19 protein-coding genes are annotated in these 22,652 nt (G+C 64.6%); 8 read left to right on the top strand and 11 right to left on the bottom strand.

Annotated features, from left to right (window positions below; genetic code table 11):
• Positions 1–12 precede the first annotated feature (12 nt).
• Together AC25Z0_RS01905 and AC25Z0_RS01900 are read left to right on the top strand one after the other, a co-directional pair.
• On the top strand, positions 13–981 hold the full coding sequence (locus AC25Z0_RS01905; RefSeq protein WP_488132128.1) for a hypothetical protein: 969 nt from the start codon (positions 13–15) through the stop codon (positions 979–981).
• An 81-nt stretch (positions 982–1,062) separates the two neighbouring features.
• A complete protein-coding gene (locus tag AC25Z0_RS01900) occupies positions 1,063–2,613 on the top strand; it encodes a succinic semialdehyde dehydrogenase (RefSeq protein WP_488132127.1) in 1,551 nt (516 codons plus the stop codon).
• A gap of 336 nt (positions 2,614–2,949) precedes the next feature.
• On the opposite strand, the gene AC25Z0_RS01895 is transcribed toward AC25Z0_RS01900, so the two are convergent.
• Positions 2,950–3,354 (bottom strand): twin-arginine translocase TatA/TatE family subunit, encoded by a 405-nt coding sequence (locus AC25Z0_RS01895; RefSeq protein WP_488118568.1) that lies wholly within the window; start codon positions 3,352–3,354, stop codon positions 2,950–2,952.
• An 86-nt stretch (positions 3,355–3,440) separates the two neighbouring features.
• On the opposite strand from AC25Z0_RS01895, the gene AC25Z0_RS01890 reads away from it, so the two are divergent.
• Complete coding sequence (locus AC25Z0_RS01890; RefSeq protein WP_488118567.1) at positions 3,441–4,070, top strand: O-methyltransferase; 630 nt, start codon at positions 3,441–3,443, stop codon at positions 4,068–4,070.
• Positions 4,071–4,330: 260 nt separating this feature from the next.
• Here AC25Z0_RS01890 and AC25Z0_RS01885 read toward each other — a convergent pair whose 3' ends face one another.
• From AC25Z0_RS01885 to dapE, 3 genes are read right to left on the bottom strand one after another with little or no spacing between them, the layout of a single operon-like run.
• The gene (locus AC25Z0_RS01885; protein WP_488119506.1) at positions 4,331–4,504 is read right to left on the bottom strand and encodes a DUF3117 domain-containing protein; all 174 of its coding nucleotides are present in this window, start codon (positions 4,502–4,504) and stop codon (positions 4,331–4,333) included.
• Between the two features lie 59 nt (positions 4,505–4,563).
• Positions 4,564–5,808: a hypothetical protein gene (locus AC25Z0_RS01880; RefSeq protein WP_488132126.1), complete on the bottom strand. Its 1,245-nt coding sequence runs from the start codon at positions 5,806–5,808 to the stop codon at positions 4,564–4,566.
• A 5-nt stretch (positions 5,809–5,813) separates the two neighbouring features.
• Positions 5,814–6,878, bottom strand: coding sequence for a succinyl-diaminopimelate desuccinylase (gene dapE, locus AC25Z0_RS01875; protein ID WP_488119505.1), 1,065 nt, complete (start codon positions 6,876–6,878; stop codon positions 5,814–5,816).
• Between the two features lie 95 nt (positions 6,879–6,973).
• Between dapE and dapD the strand changes: the two genes are divergently transcribed.
• Complete coding sequence (gene dapD, locus AC25Z0_RS01870; RefSeq protein ID WP_488118565.1) at positions 6,974–7,966, top strand: 2,3,4,5-tetrahydropyridine-2,6-dicarboxylate N-succinyltransferase; 993 nt, start codon at positions 6,974–6,976, stop codon at positions 7,964–7,966.
• A gap of 114 nt (positions 7,967–8,080) precedes the next feature.
• The gene (locus tag AC25Z0_RS01865; RefSeq protein WP_488132125.1) at positions 8,081–10,825 is read left to right on the top strand and encodes a penicillin acylase family protein; all 2,745 of its coding nucleotides are present in this window, start codon (positions 8,081–8,083) and stop codon (positions 10,823–10,825) included.
• A gap of 80 nt (positions 10,826–10,905) precedes the next feature.
• Here AC25Z0_RS01865 and AC25Z0_RS01860 read toward each other — a convergent pair whose 3' ends face one another.
• The 4 genes from AC25Z0_RS01860 to AC25Z0_RS01845 all read right to left on the bottom strand — a co-directional run bounded on the left by AC25Z0_RS01860 (position 10,906) and on the right by AC25Z0_RS01845 (position 14,277).
• Positions 10,906–12,210 carry a citrate synthase gene (locus AC25Z0_RS01860; protein ID WP_488118563.1) on the bottom strand — a complete coding sequence of 435 codons (1,305 nt, stop codon included), beginning with the start codon at positions 12,208–12,210 and terminating at the stop codon, positions 10,906–10,908.
• A 151-nt stretch (positions 12,211–12,361) separates the two neighbouring features.
• The gene (gene dapC / locus AC25Z0_RS01855; RefSeq protein WP_488132124.1) at positions 12,362–13,477 is read right to left on the bottom strand and encodes a succinyldiaminopimelate transaminase; all 1,116 of its coding nucleotides are present in this window, start codon (positions 13,475–13,477) and stop codon (positions 12,362–12,364) included.
• An 8-nt stretch (positions 13,478–13,485) separates the two neighbouring features.
• A complete protein-coding gene (fdxA, locus tag AC25Z0_RS01850; RefSeq protein WP_488118561.1) occupies positions 13,486–13,809 on the bottom strand; it encodes a ferredoxin in 324 nt (107 codons plus the stop codon).
• 36 nt (positions 13,810–13,845) lie between these two features.
• Entirely contained in the window at positions 13,846–14,277 is a 432-nt protein-coding gene (locus tag AC25Z0_RS01845) for a hypothetical protein (RefSeq protein WP_488118560.1), read from the bottom strand.
• A gap of 176 nt (positions 14,278–14,453) precedes the next feature.
• On the opposite strand from AC25Z0_RS01845, the gene efeU reads away from it, so the two are divergent.
• From efeU to efeB, 3 genes are all read left to right on the top strand, one after another.
• Positions 14,454–15,311, top strand: a complete 858-nt coding sequence (gene efeU / locus AC25Z0_RS01840; protein ID WP_488132123.1) for an iron uptake transporter permease EfeU — start codon at positions 14,454–14,456, stop codon at positions 15,309–15,311.
• A 61-nt stretch (positions 15,312–15,372) separates the two neighbouring features.
• Positions 15,373–16,554, top strand: coding sequence for an iron uptake system protein EfeO (efeO, locus tag AC25Z0_RS01835; protein ID WP_488132122.1), 1,182 nt, complete (start codon positions 15,373–15,375; stop codon positions 16,552–16,554).
• 7 nt (positions 16,555–16,561) lie between these two features.
• On the top strand, positions 16,562–17,977 hold the full coding sequence (gene efeB, locus AC25Z0_RS01830) for an iron uptake transporter deferrochelatase/peroxidase subunit (protein WP_488132121.1): 1,416 nt from the start codon (positions 16,562–16,564) through the stop codon (positions 17,975–17,977).
• Between the two features lie 229 nt (positions 17,978–18,206).
• On the opposite strand, the gene AC25Z0_RS01825 is transcribed toward efeB, so the two are convergent.
• The 3 genes from AC25Z0_RS01825 to AC25Z0_RS01815 form a co-directional block, all read right to left on the bottom strand.
• A complete protein-coding gene (locus tag AC25Z0_RS01825; protein WP_488132120.1) occupies positions 18,207–18,662 on the bottom strand; it encodes a hypothetical protein in 456 nt (151 codons plus the stop codon).
• A gap of 154 nt (positions 18,663–18,816) precedes the next feature.
• Entirely contained in the window at positions 18,817–20,727 is a 1,911-nt protein-coding gene (gene typA, locus AC25Z0_RS01820) for a translational GTPase TypA (protein ID WP_488118556.1), read from the bottom strand.
• A gap of 227 nt (positions 20,728–20,954) precedes the next feature.
• Entirely contained in the window at positions 20,955–22,637 is a 1,683-nt protein-coding gene (locus tag AC25Z0_RS01815) for an ABC transporter family substrate-binding protein (RefSeq protein ID WP_488118555.1), read from the bottom strand.
• Between the last annotated feature and the right edge of the window lie 15 nt (positions 22,638–22,652).

Genomic DNA, 22,652 nt, shown 5'->3' with positions numbered 1-22,652 from the left:
ATCGGCGCCGCGATGAACGAGCATGGGGGAATCGTTGGTCGGGGAACGCGTGCTCGTGCCGTTGCCGGCGCGCTCCTGCTTTGCCTCACAGTCACGGCGTGCGTCAGTCCGACCCCTGCGGTTGATGGGGCAACGGATGCCGCGCTGCCGACAGGGGTGAGCGTACGAATTTTCCAGGGCAGGTTCGACTACGCCACCCGCACGCTCCAGGTGAGCGTCTCCAACAACGGGGAAGCCGACTTCGACCTGCGGGATGCAACGTTCGCCTCCCCGCTGTTCGCGGGGCCCGCCAGCTACTCGGACGACCTCGTGCTCTCCCCCGGCATGAGGCGGAATCTGCCCGTCGCCCTGGCGGCGCCGGTCTGCACTGGTTCGGCCGAAACAGCGCCAGCCGAAACAGCGCCCGCCGAACCCACGGATGCCGGTGGAGGCACGCACACGGCGGACGGCGCGACCGTGACACTGACCTGGCGAGAGCCGGGCGGAGACGATGTGCAGGCATCCGTCACGCCGCTCGACGATACGGGAGCGATTGCCCGGATCTCTGCTGACGATTGCCTGAACGCGGCGGTGAGCGCGGTGGCCAGCGTGGTGGCGAGCGACCAGCTGCGGGTGGAGGGCGACGGACCAGAGTCGGTGGCGTTGGTCGATATCGTGCTCACCCCGACCGGCTCCACCGGAACGATCGAGGTGAACTCGGTCGGGGGCACGGTCTTGCTCGCCGGACCGACGGGTGAGGGCTGGCCGGTGGGCGCATCCGTTTCCGCCTCGTCTGTGCCGCTCACGATCTCGCTCGACCTGCGGCCGACACGGTGCGACCCGCACGCCGTCGCTGAGGACAAGCGAGGCACCGTGTTCCCCGTCGATGTGTCGGTGACGGGCGGAGAACTCGGTCAGCGTGCCGGCCAGATCGATGTGGCTGTGCCAGACACGGTGCGCAGCGAGATCTACGACTGGATCGCCGACTACTGCGCCTACTGATGTAGAGGCAGCTGCATAGGCTGCTGCATCCGCTCACCGCATATGAGCTTCAACTGGGGCGTCTGACCTAGACTGGCGACCATGGCAGCTTCCCCGCTCGATCACACGCTCATCGCCGCGCTTGATCGCGAAATCACCTCAACCACCGGACTCACCGTGCCCGTCATCGCTCCGTTCAGCGGGCAGGTACTGCATGAGCTTCCCACCAGCAGCACCGCCGATGTGCAGAGCGCATACGGCCGCGCGCGCCTCGCCCAGCTGGCGTGGGCCAGGGCAGGGTTCGCTCACCGTCGCGCTGTTCTGCTGCGTGCTCATGACCTCATCATCGAGCGCAAGGAATTGTTGCTTGACCTCGTGCAGTCTGAGACGGGCAAGACCCGTGGGCAGGCGTTCGAGGAGGTCTTCCAGTCAACGAGTGTCACCCGCTACAACGCGCTCTCGGCCCGTGACGTGCTGAAAGGTGGGCGCCGACAATCCGCCCTCCCGTTCATCGTGACGACCAGGGTGCGATACAGCCCGAAGGGCGTCGCCGGGATCATCACCCCGTGGAACTATCCGCTGAGCCTCGCTGCAATGGATGTCGTCCCTGCCCTCGCGGCTGGCTGTGGCGTCGTGCAGAAGGCCGACAACCAGGGTGCCCTCAGCATCCTGGCGCTCCGGAGCGCCTACATCGAGGCCGGCGTGCCCGCCGAGCTGTGGGCCGTCGTCACCGGAGAGGGATCCGAAATCGGCAGCGCCGTCACCGCGCAGGCCAACTACATCTGCTTCACAGGGTCGACGGCGACCGGCAAGCGCGTGGCTGTGCAGGCCGCCGAGAACCTGACGGGTGTCTCTCTCGAACTCGGCGGCAAGAATCCGCTGATCGTGCTGGACGACGTCGACGTGAAGAAGGCCGCGAAGGATGCCGCCTATGCGTGCTTCTCCTCGCTTGGGCAGCTGTGCGTGTCGATCGAGCGGATCTACGTGCAGCGATCGGTTTCGGCCGCATTCATCGCCGAGTTCAGCACTGTCGTGTCGTCGCTGAAGCTTGGTCGTTCCTTCGACTACGCGACCGATGTGGGCTCATTGACCACACAGACCCAGCTCGACAACGTCACCGCGCACGTCGACGATGCCGTGTCCAAGGGAGCGACCATCCTGGCCGGCGGCCGCGCCAGACCCGATGTCGGACCGTTCTTCTACGAACCGACGGTGTTGACGGATGTCACGCCGGAGATGGACTGCTTCGCCAACGAGACGTTCGGTCCTGTCGTGTCGATCGCCATCGTCGATTCAGACCAGGAAGCCATCCTCGCCGCCAACAACAGTGCATACGGCCTCAACGCGTCAGTCATGTCGGGCTCCACTCGGCGAGCAATGCAGGTGGCCAGCGCGATCGAGGCCGGGAGCGTCAACATCAACGAGGGCTACCGTGGCTCGTTCGGCACGGTCGATGCGCCGATGGGCGGCGTGAAGGGTTCGGGCCTCGGGCGCCGAAACGGCCACGAGGGTCTGCTTCGATTCGTCAATCCGGTCACGATCTCGCGGGCAACCGGGTTGGTACAGCTTCCCCGCACCGGGCAGGAGTTCGGGCAGCTGGCGGCACCGATGTTGCTGATGTCTGGCATCCTAAAGGCAATCCGCCGCCGCTAGGTCGTTGGTTGCGTCTCGCGAAATCCAGCGAGCCGATCTCCAGAGCGACGTTGCGATTTCGAGCGGCGCGCATCGAACGCAGCTGCGCGGTTGTTACAGCTACCGCGTAGCTGCGTTCATGCCGCGCGGGCGGATGTCGGCCGAATCGCCGTCGCTGACTCGCAATGGACTCGCAAATAATCGACGCAAACGGGAGTTTTTGAGTCGATTTCTTGCGAGCGGATGCCAGGGCCAACGGAGTCTCACGGCTCACGATGGCCTCGAGACACTCGCTGGCGCTCGCTCCTCGACCAACGGGGCAGCGTTCCAGCCAGTCGCTCCGTGGCGGAGCAGCGGCTAGGTGGCTTCTGAGTCGAACGGGGTCGGCTCGGTGGCCGTCAGCGCGCTCTCGCGCGCACGCTTCCGCTGCAGGTAGGCCCCGTTCTGATTCGGTGCCCGAGAAATCGTGGCAGCAGCAGCCGATGCGGGGGTGCCGCTGACCGCAGGGTCGTCATCGGCCAGGGCTTCGCGGATGATCCGGCGCGGGTCATACTGACGCGGGTCGAGCTTTTTCCAGTCGACATCGTCGAACTCCGGACCCATCTCGTCGCGCATGCGGTCTTTGGCCCCGTTGGCCATGTCACGAAGCTGACGAACAAGCTGCCCGAACTTGGCCGCGTAGTGCGGAAGTTTTTCCGGTCCGAGCAGGAAGACAGCAATGATCCCTATCAAAAGGACCTTCTCCATAGTCAACCCGAACATCACATCAGGATAACCTGCGGCGAGGCCTCCCCGTGCCAGCACCCAGCCGGCCGTAAGGTTGTCCTAATCATCTACTGGAGCGCACTGTGTCTGACAAAGAACTGAACTGGAAATTCTCCGACGATTTCGTCGTCGAGACCGATGCCATTGCCCGGGCACGGCAGCAGTCCCTTGAGCTCGGCATCGACGCCATCGCGCCGGCCGTCGGTGCGCAGACCGCTGTCATCGCCGCCGCGTCCAATGCGCAGAGCATCCTCGAGGTCGGCACCGGCGCCGGCGTATCAGGCATGTGGCTGCTCACGGGTGCGCCTGGCGCGACCCTCACGTCAATCGACACCGAGATCGACCACCAGCAGCACGCCAGGGTCAGCTTCGCTGAAGCCGGCATCATGGCCAATCGCATCCGCTTGATCACGGGCAAGGCCGGCGACGTCTTGCCACGGATGAATGAGAACTCCTACGACATCGTCTTCATCGATGCCGACCCGCAGTCCGTCATCGAGTACGTGGAACACGGCCTGCGCCTCACCCGGCCAGGCGGAACCCTGCTCGTGGCGCACGCCCTGTGGCGTGGCCGCGTCGCAGACCCAACGCAGCGCGATGAGGTTGCCACCGGCTTCCGCACGCTCCTCACGGAGATCGCGCCCTCTGGCGCCGTCGTGAGCGCCCTCTCCCCCGTTGGAGACGGCCTGCTCCAGATGACCAAGCGGGCGTAGCGAGCCGCACTCGGCTTCACAGACGTGGTCGAGGGTGCCGCCAGGCCTGTCGCGAAAACCGGAAACATTGCCGCAGAGAGCGCGATCCGTCCTGTATTCGGTGACAGTTGCTCGATTCATCCTGTATTCGCTACACGGTGGCCCGCTGCGCGACATACGTGGCCTTCTGCGCGACATCCATTGTCGCCTCGAACCAGCGGAGACGGGTTAAATAGCAATCGGCTGTGCAGCAGAAGCTGCACAGCCGATTGATAAAGCTATTACGCGGGGTTCACGACCCCGGCGAGCGCATCGTGAAGCTCAAGAGCCTCAGCGTCGTTCACAGAGACGACGAGTCGCCCACCCCCCTCGAGCGGTACACGCACGATGATGAGGCGCCCCTCCTTTACAGCCTCCATTGGCCCGTCTCCGGTCCGTGGCTTCATGGCCGCCATGAACTCCCCTTCCATTCGAGTGTTCTTCCATTATCGACCATTTTTCGCCTAGACAATAATCACGGCGGTGTCCAATCGGCGCCATCGACTCCCCAGCAGATCAATAACCAGACCCACTGGCCCCCAATGGAGGCTATGACGAGGAATACCCGGTAGATCGTATTTCGGGGCTGTGCGACCGCCCCGAGCAACGGAAACATTGGCATGAGCAGCCTGAACGTGCTCGACTGCGGGAAGAACACCGCGAGCAGGTAGAGCGCGTAGCTCAACACCCAGAAGCGCAGGTCGACGCCGAGGCGGCGAACGGCCGGCAGAAACATTGTTACGGCGAACAGCGCGATCACGACAATAACGATGATGATGCCCTGGGGCATTCCGAACCACCAGACACCGCTCTGGAACCATGCCGTGAATGGAATGAGTTCCTGATACCCGATGTAGGCCGAGCGCCAGGCGAGCTCCGTATCGGTATAGGAGCTCATCGAACCGGTCACCGCCCATGCGGCCAGGAGCCACGCCAGGCCCATCAGCCCGCTGAAGACTGCAACGGATGCCGCCAGCACCCGTTCCCGCACCGGGAACGGATCGCGCTGCCTGGTTAACCACCGGTGCACCACGTGCAGCCCGAGTGCCAGCGCAAAGGCAAGCCCGCTCGGCCGGGTGAGGGCCATCACCGTGATCACCGGGAAAAGCAGCGCATAGCGACGCTCAACCAGCAGGAGGAGCGCGAGGGTCAGGAAGAACAGGTTCATCGACTCCGCGTAGCCGAACTGCAGGATCGGCGACAGCGGAGCCACGCAGAACAGCACCACGGAGAACAGCGCGGTGGATGCCGGCAGGAACTTCACCATCAACCGGTAGAAGACGAGCGCGGTGCCGAGGCTGAACGCCACAGACACGAAGACGGCGACGGGTGCCCATGGCAGTCCGCTCAGCATCATGAGCAGCCGGACGACGACCGGGTACCCCGGCATGAACGCCCAGGCATTCTCGGCGACCTCGCCCTCTGGGGTGAGCGGCAGTTCAGACGGGTATCCGCCGACCGCCACGATGTTGTACCAGCGGCCGTCCCACATATTCGCGAAATCTGCATAGCCGGGCTGGGCGCCCGTCCACGCGTTGGCCCCCTGCACACTGGCCAGGATCAGCACCAGCGTCGTGGTGACCACCCTGGACAGCGCCCAGACGACCAGTACCCGCGCCCACCACGGCGTCAGTCGATAGCGGACGCGCCACGAGACGGGAAGCCAGTGCGTCGTGCGCGTGGCTCGCGTCGTCGGCACTGCGGGCGTGAGGGACGTCATGCCGGTCACATGGTGGCGCTGAGCCACGACCTCAAGCCGTTCTCGCACTCGACGATCTGGGTGAGTGCCACCCGCTCATCGTCAGCGTGGGCCTTCAGGGGGTCGCCTGGCCCGTAGTTCACGGCCGGCACGCCAAGCGCGGAGAAGCGCGCGACATCAGTCCAGCCGTACTTGGGACGCGGCTCAGCGCCTACCGCGGCCAGGAATTGCTGCGCCAGCGGGGCATCAAGGCCAGGGCGAGCGCCCGCAGCGCTGTCGATGACCGTGATGTCGTAGCCGGGGAAGACCTCGTCGAGGTGCGCGATGGCCTCCTCAACGCTGCGACTCGGGGCGAACCGGTAATTTACGTGGACCATGCACTCGTCTGGGATGACGTTGCCGGCAATGCCACCCGTGATCCCGACAGCGTTGAGTCCCTCGCGATAGACCAGGCCTTCCACCTCGACCTCGCGCGCCTCGTATGCGGCCAGCGTCGCCAGGATGGGCGCTGCCTTGTGGATGGCGTTCTCCCCCACCCAGCTGCGCGCGGAGTGCGCCCTGCGCCCAAATGTGCGGATCTCGGCGCGCAGCGTGCCGTTGCAGCCGCCTTCGACCTGGCTGTTGCTCGGTTCGCCGAGGATTGCGAAGTCGCCGGCGAACAGGTCAGGGCGGTTACGAGCCAGTCGCCCGAGCCCGTTGAGGTCTGACGAGACCTCCTCGTTGTCGTACCACATCCAGGTGATGTCAACGGCTGGATCGACCAGCTCGGCTGCCAGCTTCAGCTGCACAGCGACGCCGGCCTTCATGTCGACGGTGCCGCGTCCCCAGAGGTAGTCGACGCCGTCAATCGTCTCGAAGCGGGTCGGGAGGTTGTTGTTGAGGGGAACCGTGTCGATGTGACCGGCGATGACCACGCGCTCCGCACGTCCCAGGTTGGTCCTGGCCACGATCGTGTCTCCGTCGCGGATGATCTCGAGGTGGGGGTACGCGGCGAGCGCGGCGACGATGGCATCCGCCAGCGCTGTCTCGTTTCCAGACACCGACTCCATGTCGCAGATGATCCGGGTCAGCTCAACTGACCCGAGAGTCAGGTCAAGGGAAGCGGACTGCGGGCTGCCCGCGTTGAGATCGGCGGGCGCTGTGACGGAGGACTCGGCATTATCGGGCACCCTACTAATCTAGATGCATGGCAACCACCCCCGACTCCGAGATCACCGCTCCCGCCGAATCACACTCCACGGCCTGGGGGTACGGACTTGCCACCATTGCCGGCGACGGCACCGTCCTCGACACCTGGTACCCGGCCCCGCGCCTCGGCGCACTGCCGGAGGACCGCGAGCGGTGGATCGTTCCAGCCGAACTCGAAGAGATGGCCGGGGAGGATGCCAGGCGCAACGTGCGGCTTGACGCCATCACCACGGTCATCGACCTGGATGCCGCCCCCAGCAACACCCCGGATGCCTACCTGCGCCTGCACCTGCTGTCGCACCTGCTCGTGCGCCCGAACACACTCAACCTCGACGGCATCTTCGCGCACCTCCCCTCTGTGGTCTGGACTAACGCCGGCCCCGTGCTGCCCGCCGACTTCGACGGCCTGCGCCCCCTGCTGCAGCGCGCCGGAATCCAGGCATCAGGCATCGACAAGTTCCCGCCACTCCTCAACTACGTCACGCCAGACCGCGTGCGCATCGCGGACGCCTCCCGCGTTCGCCTCGGCGCACACCTGGCCCCTGGTACAACGGTGATGCACGAGGGCTTCGTCAACTTCAACGCCGGCACCCTCGGCGCCTCCATGGTGGAAGGGCGCATCTCACAGGGCGTCGTGGTCGGCAACGGCTCAGACATCGGCGGCGGCGCATCCATCATGGGCACGCTCTCCGGCGGCGGAACGCAGCGCATCTCGATCGGTGAGCGCGCACTCCTCGGCGCCAACTCCGGCATCGGCATCTCCATCGGCGACGACACCGTCGTGGAGGCCGGGCTCTACGTCACGGCCGGCACCAAGGTTGTCGTGCTCGACGAGACGCGCACCGCTGACGGCGCCCGCCGCACGGTGAAGGCCGTCGAGCTCTCCGGCGTTCCGAATCTCCTCTTCCGCCGCAACTCCCTCACGGGAGCGGTCGAGGTACTGCCGAGAAGCGGCACGGGTGTCGTCTTGAACGACGCCCTGCACGCCTAAGGTTTACGCTCCAACACATTCCCGCTTTGCAGCACCACCCGCAGTAGCATCGCACCAGCACCGCACACGCACGGCACGAGCACGAGCACCGCACAGCAATCACGAGGGAGTGACGTGGGAACCGACGCACCGCGCAGCAAGAGGCGCAGACGATACAAGCCTGCGCTGATCACCCTCGGCGTGGTGGTGGTACTCGCCATTGTTGCCGGCGGCGTCGGGGTCTGGACGGTCACCCGTTCCTTCCCACAGCTGAGCGGCGAGGTGCAGGTACCTGGATTGTCGGCCGATGTCACGGTCTACCGCGATGACGCCGGTATTCCCCAGATCGTGGCCACAACGCCGGCCGATCTCTTCATGGCAGAGGGCTACGTGCACGCGCAGGACCGCTTCTGGGAGATGGATTTCCGACGCCACGTCACCTCTGGCCGCCTGTCAGAGCTGTTCGGCGAGAGCCAGGTTGAAACGGATGCCTTCATCCGCACCCTGGGCTGGCGAGCGATCGCCGAGCAGGAGGTCGCCCTTCTCGATCCAGTGACGCTCGGCTACTACCAGGCATACGCCGATGGCGTGAATGAGTACCTCGATGAGCACTCAGGTGCGGACATCTCACTCGAGTACGCCGTGCTCGACCTGCAGAACCCCGGCTACACCCCCGAAAAGTGGACCCCAGCCGATTCGGTGGCCTGGCTGAAAGCCATGGCATGGGACCTCAGGTCGAACCTCGACGACGAGATCGATCGTTCGCTCTTGTCCACCGAACTGGCGGCGACCGATATCGGCGTTCTGCATCCGGCGTTCGACTTCGCGTCACAGCCGACAATCCTCGGTGGCCTGCCCGCCGTGATTCCGGCCGACGACGCAGAGACCGCGGCAGCGGACACGGCTGCCAGCACTGAGACGGCTGCCAGCACCGACACCGCTGCCAGCGCTGACACGGCCGGCACTGCCACAGTTGACGCCGCAGCATCCGCCGCGGACCTGGCGACCCCGCTGGACAGCCTGCGTGCCGCGCTGGCGAGCGTTCCAGAGCTGCTTGGACCTGCGGGCGGGGAGATCGGTTCGAACTCCTGGGTCGTCTCTGGCGCCCTCACCGACAGCGGTAAGCCGCTGCTGGCCAACGATCCGCACCTCGGCCCTGCGCTGCCCTCCGTCTGGTACCAGGTGGGCCTCCGCTGCGAGACCGTCAGCCCGGACTGCCCGTTCGACCTGGCCGGCTACAGCTTCTCCGGCATGCCTGGCATCATCATCGGCCACAATGCCACCGTCGCATGGGGCTTCACGAACCTGGGCCCCGACGTCGCCGACCTGTATGTCGAAAAGGTCACCGGAGACACCTACGAGTACGACGGCCAGCAGCTGCCGCTCACGGTGCGAAACGAGAAGATCACGGTCGCCGGCGGTGACCCTGTGAAGATCGAAATCAGGTCGACGGGGCACGGGCCGATCGTCAGCTCACTCGTCGGCACCGACTTCGCGAGCATCTCGACGGAGTATCCGGTGGCCGCAGATATGCCAGACCTCAGCGAAGAGGCGCCAGCCGGCACAGACACTGCAGCTGGCACAGGCACCGCGGCCGACACGGCTGCCGACGGCAGCGCTGAGACGGCAGCGGATGCGACGCCGCCCGCTGCATCGTATGAGCTGTCACTGCAGTGGGCGGCCCTCACCCCCGGCACGACGGCATCCGCTATCTTCGCCATGGCCCTTGCAACGGACTGGACGAGCTTCCGCGCCGCAGCCGAACTGTTCGAAGTACCGTCGCAGAACCTGATCTACGCCGACGTCGAGGGCAACATCGGCTACCAGGCTCCTGGCAGCATCCCCATCCGCACGCGTGGCGATGGCACGCTCCCCGTGCCCGGCTGGACCAGCGAATACGGCTGGAGTGGCACAATCCCCTTCGAGCAGCTTCCAACGCTCTACAACCCACCAAGCGGCTTCATCGTGACGGCGAACAATGCGGCGACGCCGGCCGACTACCCGGCGTTCCTCACCGCTGACTGGGATGCCGGCTACCGCGCCACGCAGATCACAAACCGGCTGCAGGAGTTCATCACTGCGGGGGTGCCGCTGACCGCTGCCGACATGAGCGACATCCAGTCAGACAATTTCAGTGCCATCGCGGCCGCCCTCGTGCCGCACCTGCAGGCCATCGACACCTCACGCGATGACGCCACCGCAGAGGCGCAAGCATTGTTCGATGGCTGGGATTTCTCGGTCGACGACGATTCAGCAGCGGCTGCCTACTTCAATATCGTCTGGCGCGTATTGCTCGACGACATGTTCGGATCGTTGCCCGATGGCACCCAGCTCACCGGTGGTGACCGATCGTTCCAGGTGGTGATTCCGCTCCTCGAACAGCCCGATTCGCCCTGGTGGAAGAGCGATCGCACCGGCGTCACCGGCCGCGACGCTGTGTTGTCTGATGCGCTGGACGAAGCCGCCGCAGAAGCCGTCGACCTCCTGGGCTCGCGCGAGTCCACCTGGGAGTGGGGAAGCCTCCACACCCTGAGCCTCACCAACAGCAGTTTCGGGCAGTCGGGCATCGCGCCCATCGAGTGGCTCTTCAACCGCGGCCCATACGAGGTCGGGGGCGGGTCATCCGTCGTCAACGCCATGGCGTGGTCGGCAACGGAGGGGTATGAGGTCAACTGGGTACCGTCGATGCGCCAGGTGATCAGCCTGGCCGATTTCGACGAGTCGACGTGGATCAACCTCACCGGGGCATCAGGCCATGCCTACCACCCGAACTACACCGACCAGACGCCGCTGTGGCAGCACGGCAAGACCAGGGAGTGGCTCTTCAGCCTGGACGCCGTTGCGAAGGCGGCGACGAACACGCTGGTCCTCACGCCGTAAGACACGTCGGGCAGGCTTAACGCAGTTCAGGGAGGCCGGCTGGCCTCCCTGAACGATGTGGTTTCTATTGACGTGCCGCCTTAGCGGACGGGGTAGTCGCGCGCCCCTGAGCCGATGTACAGCTGCTGCGGGCGGCCGATCTTCGTCGCGGTGTCTTCGTTCATCTCGCGCCAGTGGCCGATCCAGCCCGGCAGGCGGCCGATCGCGAAGAGCACGGTGAACATGCGCGTCGGGAATCCCATGGCCTTGTAGATGACGCCGGTGTAGAAGTCGACGTTCGGGTAGAGCTTGCGTTCCTTGAAGTAGTCGTCGTTCAGCGCGTACTGCTCGAGCTCCATGGCGATGTCGAGCAGGTCATCCTGCACGCCGAGCGCGGCGAGCACCTCGTGGGCACTCTCCTTGACGAGCTTCGCGCGCGGGTCGTAGTTCTTGTAGACCCGGTGTCCGAAGCCCATCAGCTTGACGCCGGCTTCCTTGTTCTTCACGCGTTCGACGTACTTTGCAACGCCCTCGCCGGAGTCCTTGATGTCCTGGAGCATCGAGAGCACTGCTTCGTTGGCGCCGCCGTGCAGCGGGCCGAACAGCGCGTTGATGCCGGCGGAGACAGAGGCGAACAGGTTGGCCTCCGTCGACCCTACGAGGCGAACGGTCGACGTCGACGCGTTCTGTTCGTGGTCTTCGTGCAGCATGAGCAGGCGCTCGAGCGCCTTGCTGACGACCGGGTTGACCTCATAGGGCTCCGCGAGGGTGCCGAAGTTCAGCTTGAGGAAGTTGTCGACGAAACTCAGCGAGTTGTCTGGGTACAGGAAAGCCTGGCCGATGCTCTTCTTGTGCGCGTATGCAGCCATGACCGGAAGCTTGGCGAGCAAGCGAACCGTCGCGATCTCGACGTGCTCAGGGTTCTTCGGGTTCAGCGAGTCCTGGTAGTACGTCGACAGCGCAGACACGCCACTCGACAGCACCGACATGGGGTGCGCGTTGTGCGGCAGGGCGCTGAAGAAATGCTTGAGATCTTCGTGCAGCAGCGTGTGGCGACGGATGCGGTGGTCGAAGTCGGACAGCTCGCTCTCAGTCGGCAGCTCACCATAGATGAGCAGCCACGCGGTCTCGAGGTAGCTCGAGTTCTTCGCGATCTGCTCGATCGGGTAACCGCGGTAGCGCAGGATGCCTTCTTCACCATCGATGAAGGTAATTGCCGAGCGCGTGGCCGCGGTGTTCACGAAGCCGTAGTCGAGTGTGGTGAGACCTGTCTGGCGGGTCAGCGTCGAAATGTCGAGACTCGACGCCCCGTCAACACTCCGCAGGATGGGGAACTCTGCGGTTCCTCCCGGGTAGGTGAGTGTTGCCTTCTGCGGATCGTTGGACGGTGTTGCGACGTCGCTCACGGCGCCTCCTGAATCTTTAAGCTGGCTGCTTGTGCCTGGTATCGGTGGCGGACCGCCGCAGAACACTTCTGGTGCTGGGCAACGTCAACCTTCTACAGCCTAATCCGCTTGGTCGCCTACTGTTGCACCCGCTAACAGCGGGGCCGCATCGTTAGACGTTGTCTACAGAGGCGCGCAGCCTCTCTGCCGCGGCAGCAATCCGCTCATCCGTTGCTGTGAGCGAGAATCGCACGTGCTGGGGATAGTAGTCACCGTAAAACGGGCCAGGGCCAGCCAATATGCCGAGTTCCGCCAGCCGAGCGATCGACTCCCAGGCGTCGACCCCTGCCGTCGCCCAGAGATAGAGGCCAGCCTCACTGTCATCGATGCGGAAGCCGGCGTCGATGAGCGCGGGGCGCAACACGTCCCTGCGGGCGCGGTAGCGCTCCTTCTGCTCTGCCACATGCACGTCGTCGCCGAGCGCCGTCACCATGGCGTGCTGGAGAGGCGCTGGGAGCATGAGGCCGGCGTGCTTGCGAACGGTCAACACACGCTGCAGCACCTGGCTGCAGCCGGCCGCGAAAGCAGCGCGGTAGCCGGCGAGGTTCGACTGCTTGCTCAGCGAGTAGATCGCCAGCACGTTGTGACGGCTGCCCTCGATCACGCGAGGATCGAGGATGCTCGGGATCGGCTCGCTGGCCCACTGGCCGTCCCAGCCGAGCTCTGCGTAGCACTCGTCGCTCACGATCACGGCGTCGAGTTCGCGGGCGCGCCTGACAGCCGCGCGCAGGTAGTCGACGGTGAGCACGCGACCATCGGGGTTGCCTGGGCTGTTCAACCAGATCAGGGCAGTGGATGCCGGCCACTCAGCAGGGTCGTCTGAGGCCAGGGCATCCGCCCCAGCGATTGCGGCACCGATCGCGTAGGTGGGATAGGCGGCCTTCGGGTGCACGATCGTGTCGCCCTCGCCGATGCCGAGCATGAACGGCAGCAGCGCCACGAGCTCCTTTGAGCCGATGGTCGGCAGCACGTTCTTCTCGGTGAGCCCCGTCACTCCCCTGCGGCGGGCGTACCAGTCGATAATCGCCTGCTGCAGCTGCGGGGTTCCCGCCGTCTGTGGGTAGGCGTGGGCATCCGTTGCCTCGGCAAGCGAGCGACGGATGAGCTCTGGCGTCGCGTCGACTGGAGAACCGATCGAGAGATCGACGATGCCGTCGGCGTGGGCGCGTGCGCGCGTGGCAAACGGAACCATCTGGTCCCACGGGTAGTCAGGAAGAGCGGCGAGCACGTCGTGCTTTAGTGCTGGACCTGGGGCGGCAGAACCGCGATGACCGGGTGATCCTTCGGAATGACGCCAACCTTGGCGGCTCCACCTGGGGACCCAACGTCGTCGAAGAACTCGACGTTGGCCTTGTAGTAGTCGGCCCACTGTTCTGGCAGGTCATCTTCGTAGTAGATGGCCTCGACGGGGCAGACGGGTTCGCAGGCACCGCAGTCGACGCATTCGTCTGGGTGGATGTAGAGGGAACGCTCGCCCTCGTAGATGCAGTCAACCGGGCATTCATCGATGCAGGCGCGGTCTTTGACATCGACACAAGGAAGAGCGATGACGTACGTCACAGTGGTGTGGTTCCCTTCACGAGCTGGATAACCAGTCTAAGCCTTCTCTGAATGCGTGGCGGCCCTGTCAGCTCTCGGCGGCAGATTCGGCCAGGCCAGCGTGATGGCTGCAACCAGCGTCGGCACGATGGTCCAGATCGTGCCCGGCACACCGGCGGGAACGAGCACCGAACCGCCCGCGCTCTTGAGCGACAGAACGAAGATGGTGAGCAGCATCCCGAGGGCACATAGGCCGAGCAGGAGACGCCCCACCTGGATCAGGCGCAGGCCGATCAACAGCGCAGAGGCCCCAAGGACGGCCAGGATCAACCCGATCGGGAACGCCACGCCCGCAATCGACACCGTTGTCTGGTGCGCGATGGTGCCGAGGACGCCGTAGACGATGCCGACGAGGAGCACGATGGCAGCAGAGACCAGTCTGCTGGTGACCGTCGGCGGCTCAACGTCGAAAGTGCCCTGGTCAACCATCTGTGTTCCTCTGTTTCCTGACGCGCTGTTCCCTGGCGGGCTCGCGGTGGTGTGCCACCGCTGCGCGTATCTTCTTAGGGAAAATCTTAGCTGGACACCCCGGTCATCACGGGTTAGAGTCGTTTCCGCTTAGGATAGCCTTACCACTCTTCTCGTCGCCAAACCTGAAAGCTCCCGTGCTCGCAAATTACCTGATCGGCCTGCGTGAAGGTCTTGAAGCCGCACTCGTCGTAACGATTCTTATCGCGTACATCGTGAAGATCGACCGCCGAGACGTGTTGCCGCGCATCTGGGCAGGCGTCGGGCTTGCGGTCCTGCTCGCCCTCAGCCTCGGAGCGCTTCTCACGTTCGGCACCTACGGTCTGACTTTTGAGGCGCAGGAGACGATAGGCGGGCTGCTGTCAATCATCGCCACTGGCCTGGTGACCTGGATGGTCTTCTGGATGCTGCGCACGGCTCGTGACCTCAAGGGCCACCTGCACGGCAGCATCGACAAGCACATCGTCGGGTCTGGGCTCGGACTTGTCCTGGTGGCGTTCCTCGCCGTTGGCCGCGAGGGCATCGAGACAGCACTCTTCATCTGGGCCGCCGTGCAGGCGACCGGCGAGACCACGCTCCCCCTCCTTGGCGCAGGCCTCGGCATCCTGACCGCCGTCGTACTCGGCTGGTTCGTCTACAAGGGCATGCTGCGCATCAACCTGTCCCGCTTCTTCACCTGGACCGGTGTCTTCCTCATCATCGTGGCCGCCGGTGTGCTCTCGTACGGCGTGCACGACCTGCAGGAAGCAGGCGTCCTGCCCGGCCTGAACAGCCTCGCCTTTGACGTGAGCGGCGCTATCCCGCCTGGCAGCTGGTACGGAACCCTGCTGAAGGGCACCGTCAACTTCTCACCGGCCACCACCTGGCTCGAACTGATCGTGTGGACGCTGTACCTGGTTCCCACCCTGACCATCTTCATCGTGAAGAGCCGCTCAGGCGGTCCCGTGCCGCGCCAGTCGGCCACGCCGGAACTGAGAGTTCCGGCATCCGTCTGAAAATCGTTCCCACGCGCCACCGCATGCCGCGTGCTTCAGCCACAACCAGCAGGAGAATCCCTTGAGAAATCGCGCCATTTTGTTCGTTGCACCGCTTGCAGCGGCGACACTGCTGCTATCCGGCTGCGTCAAGAACGCCACAGCAGAGGGCGAAGGCTCGAGTCTCACGGTGTCATCGACGGCGAGCGACTGCGCCGTGTCTGCGAACACCGCCGCCAGCGGAACGGTGTCGTTCAGCGTGTCGAATGAAACGGATGAGGTCAGCGAGTTCTACCTGCTGGCTGACGACGGTCTTCGCATTGTCGGCGAGGTCGAGAACGTGGGCCCAGGCGTCACGCGGAACCTCGTCGTGCGAGCGCAGCCCGGCGACTACTTCACGGTCTGCAAGCCGGGCATGGTTGGCGATGGAGTCGGCAAGGCAGCGTTCACGGTGACCGGGTCTGACGTGTCACTCGCAGGCGACGAGCAGGAGCAGATCGACGCCGCAGCGGTCAACTACGTCGCGTACATCAAGGACCAGGTCGGCCAGCTGGTGCCAGGCACCCAGACGTTCCTCGACGCCTACCTGGCTGGGGATGACGAGACGGCACGCGCCCTGTACCCGACGACGCGCGCCAGCTACGAGCGCATCGAACCGGTCGCAGAGTCATTCGGCGACCTCGACCCGCAGATCGACTTCCGTGAGGCCGACGTCGCAGAAGGCGACGAATGGACCGGTTGGCACCGCATCGAGAAGGACCTCTTCCCGCCGACAGCCGCCGAGAACGGTGGCGCAGAGTACGTTGCCCTCACGCCAGAGGAACGCAGCTACTACGCAGACAAGCTCACCGCCAACACGCAGGAGCTCTACGACGCCGTGCACGCCGCCGACTACAGCGTGACGATCGACTCGATCTCCAACGGCGCGATCGGCCTGCTCGAAGAGGTCGCAAGCGGCAAGATCACCGGCGAAGAAGAGATCTGGTCGCACACTGACCTCTGGGACTTCCAGGCCAACCTCGAAGGCGCCCGGGTCGCATATGAAGGCGTTCGCGACATCCTGAAGGCGAAGGACGCAGACCTCGTCAGCACCCTCGACAGCCGGTTCGACAGCCTCGAGACGCAGCTCGCCGCCTACGGCAGCCTCGAGGGCGGTTTCACGTACTACGACGAATTGTCCGCCACGCAGGTGAAGGACCTCGCCGACGGTGTGAACGCCCTGAGCGAACCGCTCAGCACGCTCACCGCCGTTCTGGTTGGCTAGGCGTGAGATGACCGACGACACGACCGACGCCCCAGAGCCGACATCTCCGCATGTTGGCACTGAGGCGTCAGCGTCAGCGTCGGCGTCAGCGTCAGCGGATTCGACTGCAGCAGCTGATCAGCCGCACTCCCCCGCCCGGCAGGGCCACAACACGCAGAACCGCGGCCTGTCGCGACGCGGTCTGTTCGGGCTTGCCGGGATCGGCGTCGGCGCCGGCCTGGTCGGCGCTGCCGCAGGTGTGGCCGGCGACAGGGCGGTCATCGCGGCGACCAGCGCCCCGAACGGGTCAACGGTCTATCCGTTCTACGGTGCGCACCAGGCCGGCATCGTCACGCCGGCCCAGGACCGCCTGCATTTCGCCAGCTACGACGTCGGCAACATCAGCCGAGATGAGCTCATCGAACTCCTCACGGACTGGACCGTTGCCGCCGCACGCATGACGACGGGCGGCTCTGCGGGCACATACGGCCCGGCCACCGGCCCATACGACGCCCCGCCGGACGACACGGGCGAGGCGCTCGACCTGCCGGCATCCGGTCTCACCATCACGTTCGGGTTCGGCCCTGGCCTGTTCGCCACAGCGGATGGCGTCGACCGCTTCGGCCTGGCCTCCAGGCGGCCCGCCGCCCTGGTCGACCTGCCGCACTTCCAGGCCGATGCGCTTGTCCCTGCCCAAACGGGCGGCGACCTGTGCATCCAGGCCTGCAGCGACGACCCCCAGGTGGCCGTGCACGCCATCAGGAACCTGTCGCGAATCGCGTTCGGCCGGGCATCCATTCGCTGGTCGCAGCTGGGGTTCGGGCGCACGTCATCGACGAGCCGATCGCAGGTCACTGCTCGCAACCTCTTCGGGTTCAAGGACGGCACGGCGAACGTGAAGTCGGAGGACACCGCGGTGGTCGACGAACACATCTGGGCCAGCGGTTCTGACGGTGCAGCGTGGATGGCCGGTGGCTCGTATCTCGTTGCCCGTCGCATCCGCATGACGATCGAGACCTGGGATCGCACCTCGCTGCGTGACCAGGAGAACATCGTCGGGCGCACCAAGGGCGAGGGCGAGCCGCTTTCCGGCGGCACAGAGTTCACTGAGCCGGACTTCGCGATGGTCGGGCGCGGCGACGCCCCGATCATCCCTGTCGACTCCCACGTCGCGCTCTCGCACCCCGATCAGAATGACGGGGCGGTGCTGCTGCGTCGCGGCTACAACTTCGTCGACGGCAACGACGACCTCGGTCGGTTGAATGCCGGACTGTTCTTCATTGCGTTCCAGCGCGATCCACGCACGCAGTTCATTCCGATCCAGACCCGTCTGGCGGCCAACGACGCCATGAACGAGTACGTGAGACACGTGGGCTCCGGCATCTTCGCAGTGCCGGCAGGGGCGACGGAAGGCTCGTTCATCGGGGCTGAACTCTTCGCCTAGGCCGAGTTCCCTGTCGGGCCCGCGGACGGGCATCCGCTCAACTGTCGCCTCGAAACCACCCGCACACAGCTGGGCGCGCGAAAACGCCCCAGGCGCGCGATAAAACGCGCACCCACGGGGAAACCGCGCGCCAGGATTCGCCTGTGATGCGGCAGGGCGGTGATGCGGCAGGGCGGTGATGCGGCGGGGTGGGTGTGGCGCGCGCCGACGGCCTCGCCCGTCGCTGGGGCTACTTGTCGCCCTCAGCCACCGTGTAGAGCAAGCCGTCCGCGGTGCCAGCCACCACCACGGTGTAGTTCCCGTTGCTTGTGGTGAGAACTCCGGCTTCAGCGCCCTGGGCGGCAACGTCAACCGTGAAGCCGGCGTCCTCCAGCTGCGTGCGCGCGTCGGTGAGCGGATCACTGGCGCTCGACTTCACCGTGACGACCCACCCTGGTGACGCATCGGCTTTCGCTCCTGCGCCGAACATCAGTTCGCCGTCGATGACGGGCACCTCAGCCGGCCAGCCGCTGGGCAGTGAGCCGCCGAGGCTGACCTCTCCCCCTGATGCATCCTGGACGACACCGTTGACGAGTCCACCGACATCCGCCCCACAGCCCGTCAGTGCGCCGAGACCGGCACACGCAAGGACGGCGGCAATGGCGACGCTAGCTCCGCGGTGACGAGTGGTCTGTGTTCTGGTCATCCGTGTACTCATCTGTGTCCTCATTGGTCTGCGTTCCTCTGGCACCTGCATGATGGGGCACATGCGTACACCCAGCTTAACGAGTGAACGCGACCGCCCCAGCGAGATCGAGTCTCACCGGAACGGCCGCGTTCAGCCGATGCTAGGTACTGATTTACGCCTGGTCCTGCTTCTTCAGGCGTGAGGTGTTGCGTGCACGAGCCTGCGCTGCGAGCTCAACCTTGCGGATGCGCACGATCTCAGGGGTGACCTCAACACACTCGTCTTCACGAGCGAATTCGAGGCACTGCTCGAGGGTCAACTGGCGTGACGGGGTCATCGACTCGAAGGTGTCAGAAGTCGACTGACGCATGTTGGTCAGCTTCTTTTCCTTCGTGATGTTCACGTCCATGTCGTCTGCACGTGAGTTCTCACCGATGACCATGCCCTCGTAGACCTCTTCGGTGGGGTTCACGAAGAAGGTCATGCGCTCCTGCAGGGCGATGATGGCGAACGGGGTGACAACACCTGAACGGTCGGCAACGATCGAGCCGTTGTTGCGCGTGTTGATGGTGCCGGCCCAGGGCTCGTAGCCGTGCGAGATGGCGTTGGCGATACCGGTACCACGCGTGGTGGTGAGGAACTCGGTACGGAAGCCGATGAGGCCACGTGACGGAACGATGAACTCCATGCGAACCCAGCCGGTGCCGTGGTTCGCCATGTTCTCCATGCGACCCTTGCGAGCGGCGAGCAGCTGGGTGATGCCACCGAGGTACTCCTCAGGTGCGTCGATGGTCAGGTGCTCGAACGGCTCGTGAACCTTGCCGTCGATCTTCTTGACAACTACCTGCGGCTTGCCGACGGTGAGCTCGAAGCCCTCACGACGCATCTGCTCGACCAGGATGGCGAGAGCGAGCTCGCCACGACCCTGAACTTCCCAGGCGTCCGGGCGTCCGATGTCGACAACCTTGAGCGAAACGTTACCGACGAGCTCCTTGTCGAGACGGTCCTTGACCATACGAGCGGTGAGCTTGTGGCCCTTGACCTTGCCGATGAGCGGCGAGGTGTTGGTACCGATCGTCATCGAGATGGCGGGGTCGTCAACCGTGATGGTCGGCAGCGGACGGGGGTCGTCCGGGTCGGCCAGCGTCTCACCAATGGTGATGTCCGGGAATCCGGCGACGGCGACGATGTCACCGGGGCCGGCGCTCTCTGCGGGGTAACGGTCGAGTGCCTTGGTGATCATGAGCTCGGTCACGCGCACGTTGTGCACAGAACCATCGTGCTTGATCCACGCGACGGTCTGGCCCTTCTTGATGTTGCCCTGGAAGATGCGGAGCAGCGCGAGGCGGCCGAGGAACGGCGAGGAGTCGAGGTTGGTGACCCAGGCCTGCAGCGGGTGCTCGTCGTCGTAGACGGGAGCGGGGATGTGCTCGAGGATCGCTTCGAAGAGCGGCTCGAGGTCATCGTTGTCCGGCAGGGTGCCGTTTTCGGGCTTGTTCAGGCTGGCTGCACCGTTACGACCGGATGCGTAGACGACGGGAACGTCGAGGATCGCGTCGAGGTCGAGGTCTGGGACGTCATCGGCCATGTCGCTGGCGAGACCGAGGAGGAGGTCCTGGCTCTCTGCAACGACCTCGTCGATACGTGCGTCAGGGCGGTCGGTCTTGTTGACCAACAGGATGACGGGAAGCTTGGCCTCGAGCGCCTTACGGAGCACGAAACGGGTCTGCGGGAGCGGGCCCTCGCTGGCGTCAACCAGCAGGACGACGCCGTCGACCATGGACAGGCCGCGCTCGACCTCGCCACCGAAGTCGGCGTGGCCGGGGGTGTCGATCACGTTGATCGTGATGGGGCCATCGGTGGCGTGCTTGCCCTTGTACGAGATCGCCGTGTTCTTGGCGAGGATCGTGATGCCCTTTTCGCGCTCGAGCTCGTTCGAGTCCATGGCGCGCTCATCGACGTGCGAGTGGTCCGCGAAAGAGTTTGTCTGGTTGAGCATGGCGTCGACCAGGGTGGTCTTACCGTGGTCAACGTGGGCAACAATAGCTACGTTTCGAAGATTATTGCGCGTGGCAATCGCCATAGAAGAAATCCTTACAAAAGAATGGCTGCCGCAAAATGTCGCATGCGACGAAGAATGGAAGTGTGGTCAGAACTTGACCCAACGGAATATCTTACCGCACTCAATCTGTGCATTCGCGCCGAGACATAGTAGCCGCACTCTCGGCGGAAACAGAATCGGGATGACGCCTGCTGGCGCCATCCCGATTCTTACGTGCTTAGAGCGTGAGTTGTGCGTTGATCAACGAGCTATTTAGCCCAGCCGACGAGTGCCCAGTCGATGGTCTCGAACTGGGTGGCGCCGTAGTTCACGAGGCCGGACTTGACCGCGTACACGTTCGGCAGCGGTGCGATCGGCACGATGGGCACGTAAGCGGCAAGGACCTTGTCGATCTTGTCGGCGATCACGAGGCGCTTGGCCGGGTCGAGCTCCGCGTTGACCTCGTCGTACAGGTCGCCGAGGGACTCGTCGGTGATGCCGGTGAAGTTCGACTCAGAGTCGACGGGGTGGAAGAGCGCCTCGGACGAGGAAATCGGGTAGGCCGTACCCTGCCAGGAGAAACTGGTCATCTCGTAGTCGCCAGGGATGATGTAGTCGGAGAAGTACTTCGCAGACGGCACCTCGTCGAGCTTGACGGTGACGCCCACCTCCTTGAGGTCGGCCTGCACCTGGACCGCACGCTGCTTGTTCGTCGGCGTTTCGGCTGGAACGGTGATCGTGAGGGTCAACGGTTCGCCGTCCTTCTCGCGAAGCCCCTTGTCGCCTTCCGTGTATCCAGCCTCATCGAAGAGCTTCTTGGCGGCATCGACGTCGTACCCGATTGCTGCGTCGACGTTGTCTTCGTAGCCCTTCTGGCCCGGCATGAAGATGTAGCTGCCCTGGGTTGTGGCGTCGACACCGACCGGGGTATTCGCCGATTCAGAGAAGAGCTCGCGGTTGAGTGCGTGTCCGATGGCCTGGCGAACCTTGACATCAGCCAGGGGGCCCTTAGAGCCGTTCATGGTGAGGTGGGTCCACGTGAGTCCGCCTGACGCCTGAATTTCGGCGTCCTTGCGCTTCTTGGCCGTCTGGTACGCGTCGGCGTTCGACGTGATGGACAGAACATCGGTCTCGGAGTTGCCGAACGAGGTGGCCTGCGATTCACCGCTGACGACCTTCACGATCACCGTGTCGAGCTTCGGAGTTTCACCCCACCAGGCCGGGTTTCGTACGAGCGTGATGACCTGCCCGGTCTGGTCAATGTCCGAGATCTTGAACGGGCCGGACGACGGCACCGGGGTCGAGACATAGCCGGTGTTGAACGCGTCAGGGGTGGCTGCGACGGAAACCGGCAGGACGAGGCCAAAGATCGACTGCCAGTCGGCGCTTGCCTTGCTGAATGTGACGGTGAAGTCGAATTCGCTGTCGCCGGCGGGCTCGATGGCGGAGATGTCTTCATAGATGGCGGTCGACGCCGGTGAGTACGCTTCGTTGCTGCCGTTCAGGGCCTGCCAGGTCGCCACGTAATCCTTATACGTGATGGGGGTGCCGTCTTCCCAGACGGCCTTGGGGTTGAGCTTGATCTCGACAACCTGCGGGTCGCTGCTGACCACCTCAGCCGATGTCGCGTAGTTGGGATCGACGACGGAAGTGCCGTCCTCGGCGATCTTGATCGGCCCGCCGTAGGTCAACTGGACGGTGTTGTTCGTATCAACCTCGTTGCCGTCGACCTGCATGATGTTCAAGTTGGACGGCATCGAACCGATGGCGAGGTTGAGGGTGCCGCCATCCTGCACGTCTGCGGCGTCTGCCCTCACCCATGCTGTGGATGGAAGGTCACCGCCCGTCGACGTTTCTGTCTTTTCGGTATTGCCCGGCGCACATGCCGACAGCACGAGCGCAGCTGCGCTCAGTATTGTCACTGTCGCAAGAACGGTATTACGTCGTCGCATAGTGGTTCTCCATCT

Source organism: Leifsonia sp. Y862 (assembly GCF_057669585.1).
Note: the sequence above shows the minus strand (reverse complement) of the source record. Positions and strands in the feature narration are given on the sequence as shown.

Excerpts from the sequence above, each read along its gene's own strand:
- AC25Z0_RS01885 (WP_488119506.1), bottom strand. The coding sequence starts at position 4,504 with ATGGCGGCCATGAAGCCACGGACCGGAGACGGGCCAATGGAGGCTGTA.
- AC25Z0_RS01900 (WP_488132127.1), top strand. The coding sequence starts at position 1,063 with ATGGCAGCTTCCCCGCTCGATCACACGCTCATCGCCGCGCTTGATCGC.
- AC25Z0_RS01815 (WP_488118555.1), bottom strand. The coding sequence starts at position 22,637 with ATGCGACGACGTAATACCGTTCTTGCGACAGTGACAATACTGAGCGCA.
- efeB (WP_488132121.1), top strand. The coding sequence starts at position 16,562 with ATGACCGACGACACGACCGACGCCCCAGAGCCGACATCTCCGCATGTT.
- AC25Z0_RS01895 (WP_488118568.1), bottom strand. The coding sequence starts at position 3,354 with ATGTTCGGGTTGACTATGGAGAAGGTCCTTTTGATAGGGATCATTGCT.
- dapD (WP_488118565.1), top strand. The coding sequence starts at position 6,974 with ATGGCAACCACCCCCGACTCCGAGATCACCGCTCCCGCCGAATCACAC.
- AC25Z0_RS01845 (WP_488118560.1), bottom strand. The coding sequence starts at position 14,277 with ATGGTTGACCAGGGCACTTTCGACGTTGAGCCGCCGACGGTCACCAGC.
- AC25Z0_RS01905 (WP_488132128.1), top strand. The coding sequence starts at position 13 with ATGAACGAGCATGGGGGAATCGTTGGTCGGGGAACGCGTGCTCGTGCC.
- AC25Z0_RS01880 (WP_488132126.1), bottom strand. The coding sequence starts at position 5,808 with ATGACGTCCCTCACGCCCGCAGTGCCGACGACGCGAGCCACGCGCACG.
- typA (WP_488118556.1), bottom strand. The coding sequence starts at position 20,727 with ATGGCGATTGCCACGCGCAATAATCTTCGAAACGTAGCTATTGTTGCC.
- AC25Z0_RS01825 (WP_488132120.1), bottom strand. The coding sequence starts at position 18,662 with ATGACCAGAACACAGACCACTCGTCACCGCGGAGCTAGCGTCGCCATT.